At 69.6% G+C, this 15,797-nt stretch carries 13 protein-coding genes and 2 pseudogenes; 4 read left to right on the top strand and 11 right to left on the bottom strand.

The features are described 5' to 3' along the window. Positions 1 to 26 precede the first annotated feature (26 nt). Both OG462_RS40985 and mgrA read right to left on the bottom strand, forming a co-directional pair. Positions 27 to 968 carry a hypothetical protein gene (locus OG462_RS40985; protein ID WP_406065990.1) on the bottom strand — a complete coding sequence of 314 codons (942 nt, stop codon included), beginning with the start codon at positions 966 to 968 and terminating at the stop codon, positions 27 to 29. A gap of 224 nt (positions 969 to 1,192) precedes the next feature. Continuing rightward, positions 1,193 to 2,185 (bottom strand): L-glyceraldehyde 3-phosphate reductase, encoded by a 993-nt coding sequence (gene mgrA / locus OG462_RS40980; RefSeq protein ID WP_406065988.1) that lies wholly within the window; start codon positions 2,183 to 2,185, stop codon positions 1,193 to 1,195. 139 nt (positions 2,186 to 2,324) lie between these two features. On the opposite strand from mgrA, the gene OG462_RS40975 reads away from it, so the two are divergent. Further along, positions 2,325 to 3,212 carry a LysR family transcriptional regulator gene (locus OG462_RS40975; protein ID WP_406065986.1) on the top strand — a complete coding sequence of 296 codons (888 nt, stop codon included), beginning with the start codon at positions 2,325 to 2,327 and terminating at the stop codon, positions 3,210 to 3,212. A gap of 290 nt (positions 3,213 to 3,502) precedes the next feature. Here OG462_RS40975 and OG462_RS40970 read toward each other — a convergent pair whose 3' ends face one another. Beyond that, positions 3,503 to 4,555, bottom strand: coding sequence for a YncE family protein (locus OG462_RS40970; RefSeq protein WP_406065984.1), 1,053 nt, complete (start codon positions 4,553 to 4,555; stop codon positions 3,503 to 3,505). Positions 4,556 to 4,701: 146 nt separating this feature from the next. On the opposite strand from OG462_RS40970, the gene OG462_RS40965 reads away from it, so the two are divergent. After that, positions 4,702 to 5,613 carry a LysR family transcriptional regulator gene (locus OG462_RS40965; RefSeq protein WP_406065982.1) on the top strand — a complete coding sequence of 304 codons (912 nt, stop codon included), beginning with the start codon at positions 4,702 to 4,704 and terminating at the stop codon, positions 5,611 to 5,613. Between the two features lie 449 nt (positions 5,614 to 6,062). Here the strand turns inward: OG462_RS40965 and OG462_RS40960 are convergent, their stop codons facing one another. Continuing rightward, a complete protein-coding gene (locus OG462_RS40960) occupies positions 6,063 to 6,500 on the bottom strand; it encodes a glutaredoxin domain-containing protein (protein WP_406065980.1) in 438 nt (145 codons plus the stop codon). A gap of 1,072 nt (positions 6,501 to 7,572) precedes the next feature. On the opposite strand from OG462_RS40960, the gene OG462_RS40955 reads away from it, so the two are divergent. After that, the gene (locus OG462_RS40955; RefSeq protein ID WP_406065978.1) at positions 7,573 to 7,938 is read left to right on the top strand and encodes a hypothetical protein; all 366 of its coding nucleotides are present in this window, start codon (positions 7,573 to 7,575) and stop codon (positions 7,936 to 7,938) included. A 237-nt stretch (positions 7,939 to 8,175) separates the two neighbouring features. On the opposite strand, the gene OG462_RS40950 is transcribed toward OG462_RS40955, so the two are convergent. The 6 genes and pseudogenes from OG462_RS40950 to OG462_RS40925 form a co-directional block, all read right to left on the bottom strand. Next, on the bottom strand, positions 8,176 to 9,795 hold the full coding sequence (locus OG462_RS40950) for a cation acetate symporter (protein WP_406065976.1): 1,620 nt from the start codon (positions 9,793 to 9,795) through the stop codon (positions 8,176 to 8,178). After that, the gene (locus tag OG462_RS40945; RefSeq protein ID WP_406065974.1) at positions 9,792 to 10,394 is read right to left on the bottom strand and encodes a DUF485 domain-containing protein; all 603 of its coding nucleotides are present in this window, start codon (positions 10,392 to 10,394) and stop codon (positions 9,792 to 9,794) included. Before OG462_RS40945 ends, OG462_RS40950 begins: the two co-directional genes overlap by 4 nt. Before the next feature lie 321 nt (positions 10,395 to 10,715). After that, positions 10,716 to 11,155 (bottom strand): annotated as a pseudogene (locus OG462_RS40940) (IS701 family transposase); the annotation flags it as partial. Then, a pseudogene (locus OG462_RS40935) lies at positions 11,113 to 11,523 on the bottom strand (transposase); the annotation flags it as partial. The pseudogenes OG462_RS40935 and OG462_RS40940, both read right to left, overlap by 43 nt. Before the next feature lie 83 nt (positions 11,524 to 11,606). Next, positions 11,607 to 12,035 carry a nuclear transport factor 2 family protein gene (locus OG462_RS40930; protein WP_406065972.1) on the bottom strand — a complete coding sequence of 143 codons (429 nt, stop codon included), beginning with the start codon at positions 12,033 to 12,035 and terminating at the stop codon, positions 11,607 to 11,609. 416 nt (positions 12,036 to 12,451) lie between these two features. Then, positions 12,452 to 13,078 (bottom strand): DUF4232 domain-containing protein, encoded by a 627-nt coding sequence (locus tag OG462_RS40925; RefSeq protein ID WP_406065970.1) that lies wholly within the window; start codon positions 13,076 to 13,078, stop codon positions 12,452 to 12,454. A 347-nt stretch (positions 13,079 to 13,425) separates the two neighbouring features. Between OG462_RS40925 and OG462_RS40920 the strand changes: the two genes are divergently transcribed. Next, a complete protein-coding gene (locus OG462_RS40920) occupies positions 13,426 to 14,046 on the top strand; it encodes a phosphoribosylanthranilate isomerase (RefSeq protein WP_406065968.1) in 621 nt (206 codons plus the stop codon). Positions 14,047 to 14,907: 861 nt separating this feature from the next. On the opposite strand, the gene OG462_RS40915 is transcribed toward OG462_RS40920, so the two are convergent. Next, positions 14,908 to 15,774: an alpha/beta fold hydrolase gene (locus OG462_RS40915; RefSeq protein ID WP_406065966.1), complete on the bottom strand. Its 867-nt coding sequence runs from the start codon at positions 15,772 to 15,774 to the stop codon at positions 14,908 to 14,910. Between the last annotated feature and the right edge of the window lie 23 nt (positions 15,775 to 15,797).

Raw genomic sequence — 15,797 nt, 5'->3', positions numbered from 1 at the left:
AGTGCCGTCCCTTGCGGGTCTCGTACTCAGGGAACACGTACGGGACTGGGAAGGCTCCCGGGCACCGCCCCGAGGCTCTCCGGCGCGGTCCCGTCCTCCGCCCCGTGGCCCTCCGGAGCGCCGAACCATGCCACCGCGACCGCGCCCACGACCGCGAGGACGAAGCCGAGGACGGCGAGCCAGGCGAAGCCCGGGCGTGAGGCATCGCCCAGCCACCACACCCCGATCATGCCGGGGAGCACCGTCTCGCCGACCACCAACGCCGCCGTGGCCCCGTTCACCGAGCCGATCTGGAGTGCGACGGTGTGCAGATACATGCCGCCGATCCCGGCGACGAGGATCGCGTACAGCGCCGGGTCGGCGAGGAGCGTGCCGAGGTCGAAGGGGTCGATGCCGTTCAGGATCCGTACTCCGACGCCCAGCGCGCCGAAGCCGAGCCCAGAAAGCAGACCGGCCAGGATCGCCGCCCGCGCGCCCAGGAAACGTACGAGAACCGTGCCGCCCGCCATCAGGAGCAGGGAGATCGCGAGCAGCCACCAGTGCGTGGCGACCTGGGTGTGCCCATGGCCCTCCGGGCCCGCGGCGCTCGCCAGGAGTACCAGCGCTGAGCAGACCACACCGATCGACGTCCACTCCGCGCGGGTCAGCCGGATCCCGAGCAGCCGGACGCTCAGGACCGCCGTGACGACCAGATTCGCGCTGATCACGGTCTGGGACAGGAACAGCGGCAGCAGCCGGGCCGCGAGCGCCCCGAGACCGAAACCGATGAAGTCCAGGATCGTGCCGACGACGAACTCCCAGGTCGTCGCCGCCTTGGCGGTGGAGGACAGACTCGGCCCGCCGCGCTCCGTGAGCCGCCCCGCGGCCGCCTCGCGCCGGGCGGACTTGCGCGACCCGACGGCCTGCAGGACGGAACCCGTGCCGTAACAGATCGAGGCGGCGATGGCGGTCAGCAGTCCTACGAGCACCGAGTGGCTCCATTCCGGGAGGGTTCGTACGGACTGCCAGACGTGGGATCGGGCATCGAAGTTGCCTCCCGCAGCCACCCGCGGTGATCAGAGGACGCCGAAGCCGCGGAAACCCGGCGCGCGTGGCGAACCGCGCGGCCAGAGCCTGCAGGGACCACGCCGCGGAGCGTTCGGGGTCGGTGAGGAGCGGGCGCCCAACCCGGTTGAGGGACGGCTCTCGCGCTTCAGGAACGGGCCAGCACGTCGACGAGGGCCAGTTCCTCGATGTCGAAGTCGAGGTTGTGGAGGGCGGCCACGCTGTCCTCGAGCTGTCGTGTGCTGCTCGCTCCCACCAGGGCGGAGGTGACACGGCCGCCGCGCAGCACCCAGGCGAGGGCGAGCTGGGCCAGGGTCTGGCCACGGGACGCGGCGATGTCGTTCAGGGCGCGCAACCGGGTCACCAGGTCCTCGGTGACGGCGTCCCGGTTCAGGAAGGGGCTGTCGCTCGCGGCCCGGGAGTCCTCGGGGATGCCGTCCAGGTAGCGGCCGGTGAGCAGGCCCTGTTCCAGCGGTGAGTAGGCGATGGAACCGATCCGCAGGTCGTCGAGGGCGTCGAGCAGGCCCTCGTCCTCCGGGCGTCGGTCGAGCATCGAGTAGCGGGGCTGGTGCAGGGTGAGTGGGGTGCCGAGCTCGGCGAGGATGCGGGCAGCCTCGCGGGTCTGTTCGGCGGAGTAGTTGGAGACGCCGACGTACAGTGCCTTGCCCTGATGGACCGCGGAGTGCAGGGCGCCCATGGTCTCTTCCAGGGGCGTCTCCGGGTCGAAACGGTGCGAGTAGAAGATGTCGACGTGGTCGAGACCGAGCCGGCGCAGGCTCTGGTCCAGCGACGACAGCAGGTACTTGCGGGAGCCCCACTCGCCGTACGGGCCAGGCCACATCAGGTATCCGGCCTTGGTGGAGACGACCAGTTCGTCGCGGTAGGGCGCGAAGTCCGTCCGCAGGAAGTCGCCGAGGGCGGACTCCGCCGCGCCGGGCGGGGGGCCGTAGTTGTTCGCCAGGTCGAAGTGGGTGATTCCGAGGTCGAAGGCACGGCGCAGGATGGCGCGCTGGGTCTCCGCCAGGCGGTCCGGTCCGAAGTTGTGCCACAGCCCCAGGGAGAGGGCGGGGAGCTTCAGGCCGCTGCGCCCGGTGCGCCGGTAGGGCATGTCGGCATAACGATCGGAATGTGCGGTGTACAACGCGGCTCCATGGCGTGGGGACGCCCCCGGTGGACGGGGGCGGCGGGGAGATTGTCGTGCCGCCATCAATCTCCCTTGCTCCATGGGCATGAATCCAACAGGAGAATCCGATGGGATTCAGCGCATAGGCTTCTGAATCATGGAACTGCGGCATCTCCAGCACTTCGTCGCCGTCGCCGAGGCCCGGCACTTCACGCGGGCCGCGGAGCGGCTCATGATCTCCCAGTCCGGGCTCTCGGCGTCGATCCGGGCCCTGGAGCGGGATCTGAGGGCTCCGTTGTTCGTACGGAGCACCCGCCGGGTGACGCTGACGGAGGCCGGGCGGGCGCTGCTGGTCGAGGCGGAGCGCATCCTGGCGCAGGTACGAGCCGCTCACGAGGCAGTGGCGGCCGTGCAGGGCGTAGTGCGCGGCACGCTCTGCCTCGGGGCCGAGCAGTGCGTCGCGGGAGTGCACGTGGCGGGGCTGCTGGCGGCGTTCAGGCGGCGGCACCCCGAGGTGGAGATACGGCTCCGTCAGGAGGGTGGGCTCGCGCTGGCCGAGGACGTCTCCGCTGGACGCCTCGATCTGGCCTTCGCCTACCGCACCCGGGCAGACTCCGACCAACTACGCTCGGTGCCGCTGGCAGCCGAGCCGATGGCGCTTCTGTGCCACCCCGAGCACCCGCTCACCGCGGCTGGGCCGGTCCTCGCGCTTCAAGACCTCATGGAGGAGGACTTCGTCGACTTCCACCCCGGCTGGGGACCACGTCGGGCCACGGACGCGACGTTCGCCTCCGCGGGCGTACCGCGAACCGTGACCCTGGAGGTGAACGACGTGCACAGCCTCCTGGACCTGGTGGAGGAGAACCTCGGTGTCGCCGCCGTACCGCGGCATTTCCGGCACAAGCGGGACTCCCTGCACGCCGTGCCTCTTGCCGACACCGGCGAGGCGGTCTACGAGACAGTGGCCCTGCTGCCACCGCCGCAAGGCACCAGCCCGGCAGCCCGGGCGCTGATGACACTTCTGGAGCGGGGAACCGCCCGCTGATGCGCGAGAGAACGCCCGCGCTACGCGGATTGTCACCGGGTGCGGGCGATGTCGGGCAGCGCGCACTCCACGGGGCGCCCTTCCGATCACCGGACCGTTGGTCTGGTGATGCGGGACGGGGAAGTGTCCTGACGCCGGCGTGGGCGCCGGTCGCGCCGTCGCTGCCGGCGACCGCGGAGGCGGCTGAGGACCAGAGGGGAGGCAAGCTCGCGGTCAACGGGGCGAGCCAGCGACTGCCGTGCGCGGCCGGGGCGGACGGCGAGTACGTCCACTTCCGCCCCGCACGGCGATCAGGCCGGGCGCGGGAGATACGCCAGGCCGTGCGCGCCGGCCTCGCCGAGCTTGACGATGTCCAGCCGGGCCAGGCGATCCAGCGACTCCAGGTCGACGACATCGACGGTGGAGGAGATGGCGCAGGCCACATAGGCGAGTCGGCCGTCGGGAGACGAGGTGATGGTCAGCGGGAAGAGCCCGACCTCGAGTTCACCCACCTGCTTGCGGGTGTCGGCAGCGAACACGGTGAGGCGGCCCGGTGCGTGGCGTCCGAGTCGCGACCCCGGATCGGGTGCCATGCGCACTTCGCCCGCGAGCAGCTTCCCCGTCGAGGTCAGATGCACCGGCAGGACGATGTCTTCCGTGGGCAGGGTGTCGACGACGGACGCGGTGCGGGCGTCGATGATCCGGATTCCCGTGGTCGAGCGCCCTTCGGCGGCGGCGGAGAAGTCGCCGTAGGGCGCGGCGACGAAGGCGTGCGTGCCGTCGGCGGAGACGGCGAGGCCCTCACTGCCCGGTACCTCGACCTTAGAGGTGAGGACGCCTCGTTCGAGGTCGACGACCGAAACGAACGGCGCCTCCTTGTTGGTGGCGTACCCCGTCCTGCCCGCCGGGTCGATGGCGAACCAGTGCGGGCCGGGCGCGTCGGTGTCGATCCTGCCGACAGGCCGGCGGGTCGCCGTGTCGATCACCACGACACCGCCGGGCCGGTTCGCGGCGCCCTCCACGCTGACGTAGATCCGGTCGCGCGCCGGGTCCAGCGCCAGGCCGTGCGGCCCGTGTTCCGGTCCGATGTCGACGATCTCGACGATCCGGCGGGTGTCGGGGTCGATGACGGCCAGGTCGGTGCGCCGGCCGCCGTTCGCGTGGTAGTAGCCCGAGCGGTACGTCAGAGTGCACCACAGGAGCCGGCGCCTCGCGTCGAAGCACAACTCGTGGGGCTCGGCCGGGACCTGCACGTGGCCGAGGTGGCGGTCGGACGCGGCGTCGAAGAACGAGACGGTCGGCCCGCTCTGGCTGACGACGGCCAGGACATCGCCTTCCCGACCGGTACGGGGGGACTGGTGCACAGCGGCTCCTTGAGATGGGGCGGAGGGAGGGATGCCACGCGTTTCAGCGGGCGTCTCCACTCTCCGGGCCACAGAGCGCCACAACAATGCAAAGATGAGCATCCAATCATTGCCTCAGATGCAAAATTGCAGTTCAGGAGCCATTGATGGATCTCAACCTGCTGCGCGTCCTGGACGCCTTGCTCCAGGACAACAGCGTGACCCGAGCAGCGGAACGCCTCGGTACCTCGCCCGCGGCAGTGAGCCGCACCCTGGCCCGGCTCCGCCGTGCGGTCGGCGACCCGCTGCTCGTCCGGGCCGGCCAGGGAATGGTCCCGACCCCGCGCGCCCTGGAACTCCGGGAAGAGGTGGGCGCGTTGCTGCGCGGTTGCGACAACGTCCTGCGGCCCGGTCCCGGTTTCGACGCCGCACGTCTCCAGCGCACGTTCACGGTGCAGGCCGCCGACCTGCTCCTGGTGGGACTGGCCGCGAACCTGACCGCGCGGATCCACGCGGAGGCCCCGCAGGTGGACGTCGTCTTCCTGCCCGAGGCGGTCGAGGGCGGCCCCGGGCTGCGACAGGGCTGGGTGGACGTCGAACTCGGCGTCCTCGGACACCTGGACCCGGAGATCCGAACCCGACAGCTCACGCGGATGACGCCTGTCGGCATCGCCCGCCAGGATCATCCTCTCTTCGACGGGCCGATCGACGCCCGTCGGTTCGCCGCGGCCGACCACATCGGCATCTCCCGGCTCGGCAAGCGCCTCGGACCCATCGATCACGCGCTGGCAGAACTCGGACTGCGGCGCCGAACCGCGATCGTGGTATCCAGCCACACGAGCGCGATGATGCTCGCCCGGGACACCGACCTCGTCGCGCTCAGCCTGGCCGACTGGCTCCCCGACACCGTCTCCGCCATGGGACTGCGGACGTTCGCCATCCCGCTCGACCTGGCACCCATGGACCTCGGGATGGCCTGGCATCCCCGCAACTCGACCGACCCGGGTCACAGTTGGTTCCGCGAGCACCTGGCTGCCGCCGTCCTCGCCCCGGCAGGATTCGGCGAAGCCAAGCGCTGATCCCCGCGCGGCACCACCCTGCACCCGAGCAGGGCCGCTGACGATCAGCGGCCCTGACCCCGCACCCGGGGTGAGGGCGCGTCAACGACTTCCGGCCAGCCCCATTCGGCACCAATTCGGCACCCAGGGCTGCGTTTCGCGCAGCTTCCGACTGCTCCCCCGGCCAGCGCGCCAGGCCGAGCCCAGGTGAGCGGGCCGCGTCGAGGACCCGGTCGTCGATGGTGAACGTGTCGCCCTGGGTGGGCTCGTTTCCAGACGGGCTCCACCAGGGTCAAGACGGTGGTCCAGAAGTGCTCGTCGTTCATGTCGGGAGTGGGGATCCCAGCCACATCATCCATGCGTCAAGTCCACCTCTCGAACGACGCAAGCGACAGGGACAGGGACAGGGACAACTGTCATAGGCGCTTGGCGATCTGCCGCCCATGGCGCGGCGGGCGGCGCCTCTCCGGTCACGCGGAACGGCGGAGCTGCTCCCGCACCCAAGCGGGATCGGGGTTGACGTGGGGCCGGCCCGCCACGACGACGGTCGGCACCGTCTCGTTGCCGTCGTTGGCCGCCCTCACCGCCGCCGCACCTGCCGGATCACGCCAGATGTCCACCCAATGCATCCGTCGGGCGCTGCGCCCCAACCGGATGCGCAGGCGCAGGCAGTACGCGCAGCCCGGCCTCCAGAAGACGACCGGCCGGCCGTCGTCCGCGCTGCGACGCTGCGCCTCCAGAGCGCCGATCGACTTCGGGAAGATCAGAGGGGAGTTCGCCGCGGCGAGCAGCAGGAACGCCGCGAGCAGTGCCACTGCCTCGCCGGGGCGCTCCTTGCGGACGAGTCCGGTCGCGGCGGCCGAGCCGCAGAGCACGAGCAGTATCGGCAAAGCCCACATACGCATCATGAGGCGCAGGCTATCGACCGGCCGGGACGCACCTTCGGAGCAATCCGCTCTCCTGACGTGTCCAGGGCGATTCTCTGCCTGCGCACGTGTGCTCGGAGAAAGCACGGGCGGGCATGGCCGCTCTACTGGTGGTGTCGAAGTCATCCCACAGTGATCTGCTGGTCGAAGCGGAGCGGTGGCCCTGTCGGTCTTCAGCGGCTGAGGCCAGACCGCCGTCGCATCCCTCCAGGTCGCACGGCCCACTTCAAGGCCAGCCGACATCCAGCCCACGGTCCGCTCGGCTATCTCGATCGGCCTTCTTCGGTGGGTGGATGCGGCAGGGCTTCCCGGCCGCGGGCCCGCACACGGGCGGGTCCCTGGTGCTGATGTTCGGCCAGCACGTCAGCCGCATCGTCGCCCTGACCACCGGGCGCCTGGGTGAGGCCGGCGTTCACGTCACTCTGCGTCGGCGACACCCCGAACCGCCTACCCGGCTCACTCGCCGCCCTTCTCAAGCGGCTCACCGACGAACAGCCACGGCACGGCTGGAACTCCAACGCCCCCAGTACCTGCCTCTTCCCTGGCAAGCGGCCAGGCGCCCACCGATCCACCGGCCCTCTTGCACGCGCTCTCACCACACATGGAGTCCCCATCCGGGCTCCCGAACAACCGCCCTGATCCAGCTTGCCCAGGACATGCCCCCTGCCGTCTCGCGCCGCTTGTCGGCGTGCACGTCGACACCACGCAACAGTGGCGCCGACGAACTGGCACCGACTGGACTTGCCGCCTCCCAGTACATCGGCGAGCCCTCGAAACCAGACGGTGACCGACCGTGCAGTGATCGTGTGTGCAGCGAAAACCGCCACCCGCCTGGGTGAGTTGACCCGAGGGGTACCTAGTACTCCAGCTATAGATCGTGATCTTGATTCTTGTTGAGCGGCCTACCACTGGTAGTGGCAGGCCTGGGACCGGGCTTGATGGCGGCGTCGCCAGTCGGACCAGCCGAGCCGATGGGCGTCGCTGCACAACCCCTCCGCGTGGCTCACAACCGTGAGGTGCGGAACCGCCGACTTGGGCTGAGCGTCGAAAGGCCATGACTGAGAGAGCTGGACAAATCATCCTCGCCCTTACGCTGGCTGCTGGGGTGCTCACAGGCTGCGCCTCTGCCGACGAGGGGGCAGACGTCGTCCGGGCGACACCGTCCGGCCGGACGATTCCCTTCGATCTCTATACGCATTGCGGAATCGACGAGGCCCGTATCGGCTCGACGTACTTCGAAGCGGTGACCCCGCTCTCCGATGGCTCGGGAAGCCCACCCGAGGGGTGGGACAACCCCACCCAGCGCGGCACGATGACCTTGAAGTCCGAGACGGAGGCCGTCTTCACCGACGATGCCGGGCATGAGGTGAAGTTCCGTGCCCGGCCTGGTGCGAGTGCCTTCAAGCGCATCTGCGCCTAGGGTCTTTCGTTTGGATCAGGCCGGATCAGTGAGCGGGGTCTGGTGCCGTGGATCGCAAGGCTGAGGAGGGAGGCATGGCGGAGCGCCATGCGGACCGACGACAACGCGGCGCGGTGCGGCACCAGGGCACGCGAGCCCGGCAAGATCCAAACGAGAGGCCCTAGGCACCTCGGGACAGCCGAAAGGGCGCCCGGCCTGGAACTTCAGGCCGGGCGCCCTTTCGTCGGGGCATGCGCGTCAGGACGCGGAGGCGCTGTTCGCCGCGGGTGTGCCGGCCAGGATCGTCTCCTCCACCGCTTCGTACCGCATGCGCTGGTCGGCCGGGTCGCGTTCATGGAGCACCGTGCCGAGCCAGCCCGCGAGGAAGCCCAGCGGGGCCGAGAGGATGCCCGACGTGGTGAACGGGAACCAGTTGAAGTCCTGGTCCGGGAAGATCGCCTGGGGCGATCCGGACACCAGGTTGCTACCGGTCATGAGGATGAACGCGGAGGCGCTGCCCACGATGAGGGTGCAGAGCAGTCCCGTACGGGAGTAGCGGCGCCAGAAGAGGCTGTAGATGAGGGCCGGTGCGACCGCGGACGCGCCGATGCAGAACGACAGGGTGAGCAGTGCCTGAAGGTTCAGATGCCGTGCACCGGCGGCGATCGCGATCGCCACGAACCCGACGCCCGCCGCGGCGGTCCGGGCGATGGCCATCTCTGTGGAGTTCTTCAGTTGCGCCTTGCGGCGCAGCCCGTGCGTGATGAGGTCGTGCGCCAGGGTGTTGGCGCAGGCGAGGGTGATCCCGGCGACCGAGGCCAGCAGGGTGAGGAAGATGGCTGTCGTCACGGCCGTGAACAGCAGTGTCTCGACGGTCGTCTGGTCCGTGCCGAAGACGGCCTGGCTGACCATGAGGAACGCTGTCTTGCCTTGCGGGTCGCCGGCGACGATCCCCTGGTGGCCGACGATCGCCGCCGCGCCGAAGCCGATGACGGCGATCAGCAGACAGGTCACGACGACGGTCGACACGGCCCAGGACATCGAGCGCCGCACGGCTGCCGCGCTGCGCGCGGTGAACATGCGCATGGTGATCTGCGGCAGCACCGCGGCGCCGAGCACGACCGTCAACTGAGTGCTGATCATGTCGAGTTCGTTGCCGCCGAACTGCAGACCGGAGGCGAGATAGGCGTCTCCCGCCCCGCTGCCGCGCTTGGCGGCGTCCAGCAGGGAGGGCAGGCTGAAGTCGAAGCGGTTGAGGATGAGCGCGGCGATTGCGAGGGACGCGCCGAGCAGGACGACGGTCTTGACGATCTGGATGAAGGCGGTGCCCTTCATGCCGCCGATCGCCGCGTACGCGATCATCAGCAGGCCCAGGAACACGATCGCCCCGGTCTTGAAGCCGTCGGCGTGGAAGCCGAGGACGACGGAGAGGAGATCGCCGGCGCCCGCGAGCTGGAAGATCACCAGCGGCAGCAGTGCGGTCAGGGTGACCGCGGCCGTGGTGATCCGCACGGCGGGGCCGGGGAGACGCCGGGTGAAGACGTCGCCGATCGTGAACCGGCCGGCGTTACGCAGCGGTTCGGCGAGCAGGAACATCATCAGGACCAGCGAGAGCACGGTGCTCAGGGCGAGCGTGACGCCGTCGTAGCCGACGAGCGCAATGATGCCGATGGTGCCGAGCACGGTGCCGGCGGAGATGTAGTCGCCGGCGATCGCGAGGCCGCTCTGCACGGGGGAGAGCGAGCGGTAGCCGGTGTAGAAATCGCCCAGGTCGTCACGATCGGGGCCGGTCATCACGCACAGCAGCAGCGTGACAGTGATGACCGCGATGAACGCCATCAGCGACATGGTCTGGGCCCCGGAGCTGAAGCTGGTCATGCGCGCGCACCTCCGGTGGGCTTCCGCCACACGGGACGTCCGGAGCGGCTCTGGCGTTCTGGCCCGGGCGCGGCTGCCGCGGCCGCCTGCTCGGCGCGTTCGCGGATCGCCGCGGCGAGCGGGTCGACGCGGTTGCGTGCGATCCGCTCGTACAGCGCGATCGCAGCCAGCGCCACGGGCAGCTGGAGGAGCCCCAGGACCAGACCGGTGGTGAGACCACCGGTGATGTTGCTGGTCATCATCGAGGGGGCGTAGCCGGACAGGAAAAGGAAGATGACGAAGTAGCCGAGCGCGGTGAAGGTGGCGACGCGGCGGAGCCTGCGGTAGGCCGATCCGAGCCGGCGCAGATCATCACGATCGTCGGTGGCGGCGGGCGGTTGCGGCTGCGGGGACGCGTCCCAGGGCTGCTGTACGGAGTCCCAGCCCTGCGGCGAGGAGTCCCACGCTCGCGGGGACGAGTCCCAGGCTGCCTGTGGATCGGTGTCCCAGGACGGCGATCCGCCCTCCCAGGACTGCGACGCCGCCTCTTGGCGGTGCCGCCCGGCATTCCGGTGCTGCGGTACGTGCGGTGGGCCGGGGAAAGGCTGGTGGTACGACATCGATCTTGCTCCTTGCCGCCCCGGGGAACGGGCGGGTGGCGCTGGTGGTCCGCGTACGTTACTCATGGGTATAGCTCCTGCGTAAGAGGGTTTCCGACCGCTCGGTATGTCGGTTCGGTGACGATCCTGTGTGCGCGGCGACGGAACCCGCGGTAACCCCCGTCGTCGATCTTTCCGCAGGTCACGGTTGAGTCTCGGGCCGCCCACGGGGCCTGGCAGGCCGCTCGGCACGACCGGTCCGGCGAATGCGCCGGGCGGGCCGACGATGGGGTCGGGTGGATGCCCTCGGCTGCCCCTGTACTCCAGGTCTAGATCGGATCCTCATGTCTGGGTCGCGGTCTGTCGCCGGTAATGGATGGTTCGTGATCGTGGTGGCGGCGTCGCCAGTCGGACCAGCCGAGCCGATGGGCTGCGTCATGGACGGGCCGGATGACGAGTGAGATGAACAGGCGCTGGATCTCGTTGCAGGGCAACGGGATCATGTCGTCTGGGCCTGACCGGCGGGCGTGTTCGTCGGCGCGGACGACGGCGAGGCAGGCATGGGCACGTGTGGCCGTGATGACCCAGCGGGCCCAGGAGGGGTAGCGGCGGACCTGATGCTCATCGAGTCCCGCCAGTCCCTTCTCGGCCTGCAAGGTCTCTTCCATCCGCCACCGGGACCCGGCCGTCTTGACCAGGGCGCGCAAGGGGACGGGCCCCGTGGAGCGGCAGCGGCGGCGGCGAGCGCGTCCAGGTGGCGGCGGCGGAACCGCGAGATCGAGCGGAAGTCCGGGGCCTGGTCAGCGGCCAGGTAGCGGAACGTGATGTCGTCGTCCGCGCTTACGCTCGATCGCCCGCGAGGAGCGCACCCCGTTGGTGTAGCCGTAGATCAGCAGACGCAGTATCAGCCGGGGATCGTACGGCGGATAGCCGCGCTTCTCGGTGTAGTGGGGCCAGGATCGGTCCCGGGTCCAGCACCTCGTCGACCATGTCGGCGACGAACCGGGCGAGATGGTCCTGGGGCAGCCAGTTGCCCGGCGACGGGGGGCAGCAGCAGAACCTGGTGCGGACCGAACACCCTGAACCGCTTGTCCGCCGCAGCCCCACGGCCCTGCGGCTGCCTCTTCTCGACCGGCTCGACCGCAAACAACCCATCCCCATCACGCATACCGGGATGATCTCGCGCGGATGATCAAAAGCCGCACTCGGGTTGCCGGCTAGGGAGTCACGCTCTTAGCGGTAGAAAGTCCGGCCAGCGGCACCAGATGAGACCGACCAGACCTCGACGATCAACCCATCGGAGACCCTGAGGATGTCGATTCCGCTCCTGGCGACCTTCCCACCGTCGTCGGCCACGAAGCTCGCATGGTAGGGGCGCGCGACAAGTCCGGTCGGTGCGCCGTCGGCAGGCATGAGATCGACGGTGGCGGTCCCCTCCGCTGCGAAGAGAAGCCCAGTGTGGGACTTGTGCCAGGCAGCGACAGTCTCGGCAAGCTGCTGCGGAGTGCGGGTCTCGTCGAAGGCGTCGGTGCCCGCCTGTGCATAACGCAACACGAATTCGGGCGCCATGATCTCGTTGACGAGATCGAGGTCACCGTTCCACATGGCCGTCCACTGGTCGAACAGGCCGATACCGAACGCGCGCATGCCGTTGTCGCCCACAACAACCCCCTGAGTTAAGGATCTTCGTAACGCGACGACGGTAGCAAGCACCTATGACAGTCACTCACCCCTCTCGTAGCCGGGCCTGGGTGCCCCCTGCGGCCCCCGGCCTGCCGCCCGGGAGCATCGGCTGCGCATGCAGGGAGCAGCCTTGGCGAGTGCGGTGATGAGCAGCCGCTGCGATGGTGAACCACGCCTCGACACCACTCGCCACACCCCAGACAGTCAGACTCCTGAGGCAAGATCATCCCTGCAGACGAGCAAGGACCACAGCCAGTCGTTCAGCCGGCCCACTCCCCCGGCGTGCAGCCGGGGCCATACCCGCGGGTGCGGGCCGCAGGCGTGGTCGGGCTCGCCGCCTCGGAGTACGCCGGTGCCCGTAACCCGCGTTCGACAGGTGCCGGAGGAGGGCCTGACTACAGGCTCAGCGCGTCCTCGGCATCGCCCATCCACGCGGTGACGGAATTGCCGTCGGAGACGTTCAGGCCGGGCGTCGAGGCCTTGAGCGGCACCTGCTTCAGGTCGGACTCCGTGTTCATGGTCATCGCGATCGAGGAGACCGTCTCGCTCTCGGCGTCCTTCGGACCGCCCATGAGCCCCGCGTAGGCAGACTGGCCCGGTGCGAGCCGGATGGCCTCCTCGATCCCGGGGGCAGTGCCGCGCTCCGTCGCCTGCCCGTCCAGGTCGCCGAAGGTCACGACCGGGTGGCCGAGTACCCGGCACGGCTTGCCGGACTTGTTGGTGATCTTCAGCAGGTAGCTGCTGGTAGTGGGCTCGGCCAGGCTCGCGGTGAACGTCACGTCGTAGGTGCTGCAGGGAAAGACGTCGTAGTCCGGATCGGTCGACGGCGAGACCGGCTTGGCGGGCTTCGTCGGCTTCGTCGGCTTCGAATGCTTGGCCGGCGCGGACGGGGACGCGGAGGCAGTGGGAGTCGCGGTCGGCACGCCACTCCCGCCCGCGGTGCCTTCCTCAGAAGGCCCGCAGGCGGTCAGGGCCAGTGCGGAGACGGCTACGAGGACGACGGCTCTGCGGACGGTACTCATGGTGGTGCTCCCCCCGATGGCAACGCACGAACTGCGCTGTGGTGGGCACCAGGTTCGCGCGCGTGCTTCACAGTTCGGTGACGGCGTCTTGCCGAATTCACCACGGTTCATCCCAGGGCGCCGCCCCGCTCCAGTGGTGGAGGACTCCTCCTGCCGTGAAAGTAAGGCCCACTCCATCGCAGCGGCCCTGATGGCTGGCGGCCTGTGGCGACGGCCGATCACCCCGATCGTCTGCTGCCGGCACGCGCGAGCGGCTGGTCAGCGTTCCTCGAAGCAGTCCGCGTCCGCGGGTGGTCAAGGGTGAGTAGGCTCAAGGTGCCGCGCCGGGGGCAGCAGAGGAGAGAAACATGTTCGTCAAGGTGTGCGGGCTGGGGACGGCCGCCGACATCGATGTGGCATTCGCGGCAGGCGCGGACGCCATCGGTCTGGTGATCAGCCGGACCAGCGTGCGCGGGCTCGACCGGGACCGGGCAGCGCGGCTCGCCGCCCACGTACCGCCTGAGGTCCTGTCGGTCCTGGTCGTCAACGACACGCCTGCCGCCGAAGCCGCCCACCTGGCCGGTGAACTCGGCTTCAGCACGCTTCAGTTGCACGGTCGGGCGTACCGCGAAGAGGACTTCGCGGCCGCGGCGGAAATCTTTCCGCGGCTGTGGCGGGCCACGTCCTTGAGTGAGCGGCCCGACACGCGTGTCGGCGCCTATGGCGAGGAAGTCCTCCTCCTCGACTCGCCCCGGGCAGGTTCGGGCGAGTCGTGGGACCTGTCGCTGCTCGAGACGGCCCGCCCCGAAGGCACGTGGCTGCTCGCCGGCGGGCTCACACCCGAGAACGTCAGCGAGGCGATCGGCCGGGCCCGCCCCTGGGGGGTCGACGTCTCCAGCGGCGTCGAATCCGCCCCGGGCGTCAAGGACCACCACCGGATTCGTACGTTCCTCGCCACCGCGAAACAGACGACTTCGCAGGAGGCCTGACCCTGGCCAGGCCAGGAACGGCCGCTTCACATCCACGACATGCTTCAGAACCTGTCGCCGGAATCGCCACCCAGGTAGTCCTGGACCCGCACCCCCCGCCACCCACAACCGCACGAGCCGAGGAACGGCGGAAAGTTCGGCTGTGCGCACCCGGAGTTGGGGTGCTGGGGATACGTGCGAGACGTTCAGCCACTCCCGCAGGGACGGAGCACCCACACCTGAGGCCGCCAAGGCCCTCGGGATCACCAAGATCACATAACCGCCGCCCCAGCCACGAACCGGGAGAGGTCGCCCCCGCGGGCGGGGAGCAGTCCGCGCCGACGTACTGCGCGCCCTGGCACTCGGGCCAACCCGACCGTGCCCGGAAGCAGAGAATCCCGCCGGGTGCGACGCGCCGGGCGAAGGGCCCATCCCCGCCAGACGCGGGGAGCAGACGAGCGCGGCCCTGGCGAAGATCGAGAAACCGCTCTCGGGTGACTACGCGTCCCTGTCTCTCCCCTGCGCTCTCAGACGCCGCTGCTCAGCCGCGACGCTGTTCTGCTGCGTGACCCATCGATCGAAGTCCTCCAACGGGTACGCCGACCCGACCGGCTTGAGGCGAATCTGTGCCCGCTGATCCATCCACCAGGTCTCGAACCTCGCCACTGTCCCCTCGGCCGGCCACCGGTCCGGGTCGCGCGGCAGAAGGAGAACGTCGACGAAACCACCCACGGAAAGCCCCAGATCAACGAAGATCCCGATGCCCGCGGGCTGGGGAACATGCGCGACGGTCCCAGTGACGACTTGGGGAGCGATAGGAGTACCCCGCTGTGTGTGGGCCCGGCTCCTGGACGGTCGGCGGGCACGGCACTCGGAGGTCGGCTACACCAAGGGGGCATCGGAGGTGGGCCGGCCCGGAATCTCCAGCAAGGTGGACAGGCATTCGGGGCGCTCTTCGACCACGAGGTGTCCGGCTTCGGAGACCACACCGAGCTCAGTGCCGAGTGTGGCGCGTACTGCCGGGCCGAGCCGCCGTGGAGGGAGGAAGACGTCGTGCTCCCCAGTGACGACCAGGCGTGGAATTGACTGCGCTGGCAGGGTGGCAGCGCCGGGCGCCCCGCTGGAGCGCGCGTGCCGGGCGACCAGTGTCATCCAGTCCACCAATTCCTCGCGCGGCGGATGGCCAGGCGCGAGCATGGCGCGCAGGAGCCGGGCGCTGTGCATCGGTGCGGGCCGCAGGAACCAGGCCGCCGAGGCGGCCAGCACAGTCGGGGTCAACCTCAGCCGGGTCAGACCGCCAGGGGAAACCAGGACGAGCCGGTCGATCCGGGGAGAGTCGCTGGACAGAGCAATGGCGGCACCGAAGGAGTGGCCCATCACCGCTACCGGCTCGGACGAGATCTTCTCGATCACCTCGCTCAGCCACGCCCCATACCAGGACAACCGGCCGCCGGAGAGACCACGTTCGCCAGAACTGAGGCCGGGCTGGCCAGGGACGTCCACCAGCAGGACCCGGTAGCCGGTGGCGACCAGGGCCGTGGCCAGCGGCAGAGACGCGGCGGCGTTGAAGTTGGTGCCCGCGACGAACACAACCGTCTTCGCGCCGGAGCCGGCGAGGACCACGTGGGTCTGTGCGCCCTTGGCGGTCACCGTCTTCCGTTCGTGCGGCACCGGCCACGCGGCGAGCTGGTCGAGGCACCAGCGTCGGATGAGTTCCTTGCCCGTCGTACTGCGGTAGATCGAGTCCACTGGCCGAGTATCGCGCCTCGCCT

Source organism: Streptomyces sp. NBC_01077, from assembly GCF_045162855.1.
Taxonomy (GTDB): Bacteria; Actinomycetota; Actinomycetes; order Streptomycetales; family Streptomycetaceae; genus Streptomyces.
The sequence above is the reverse complement of the archived record's forward strand: the minus strand, read 5'-3'. Positions and strand labels throughout refer to the sequence as shown.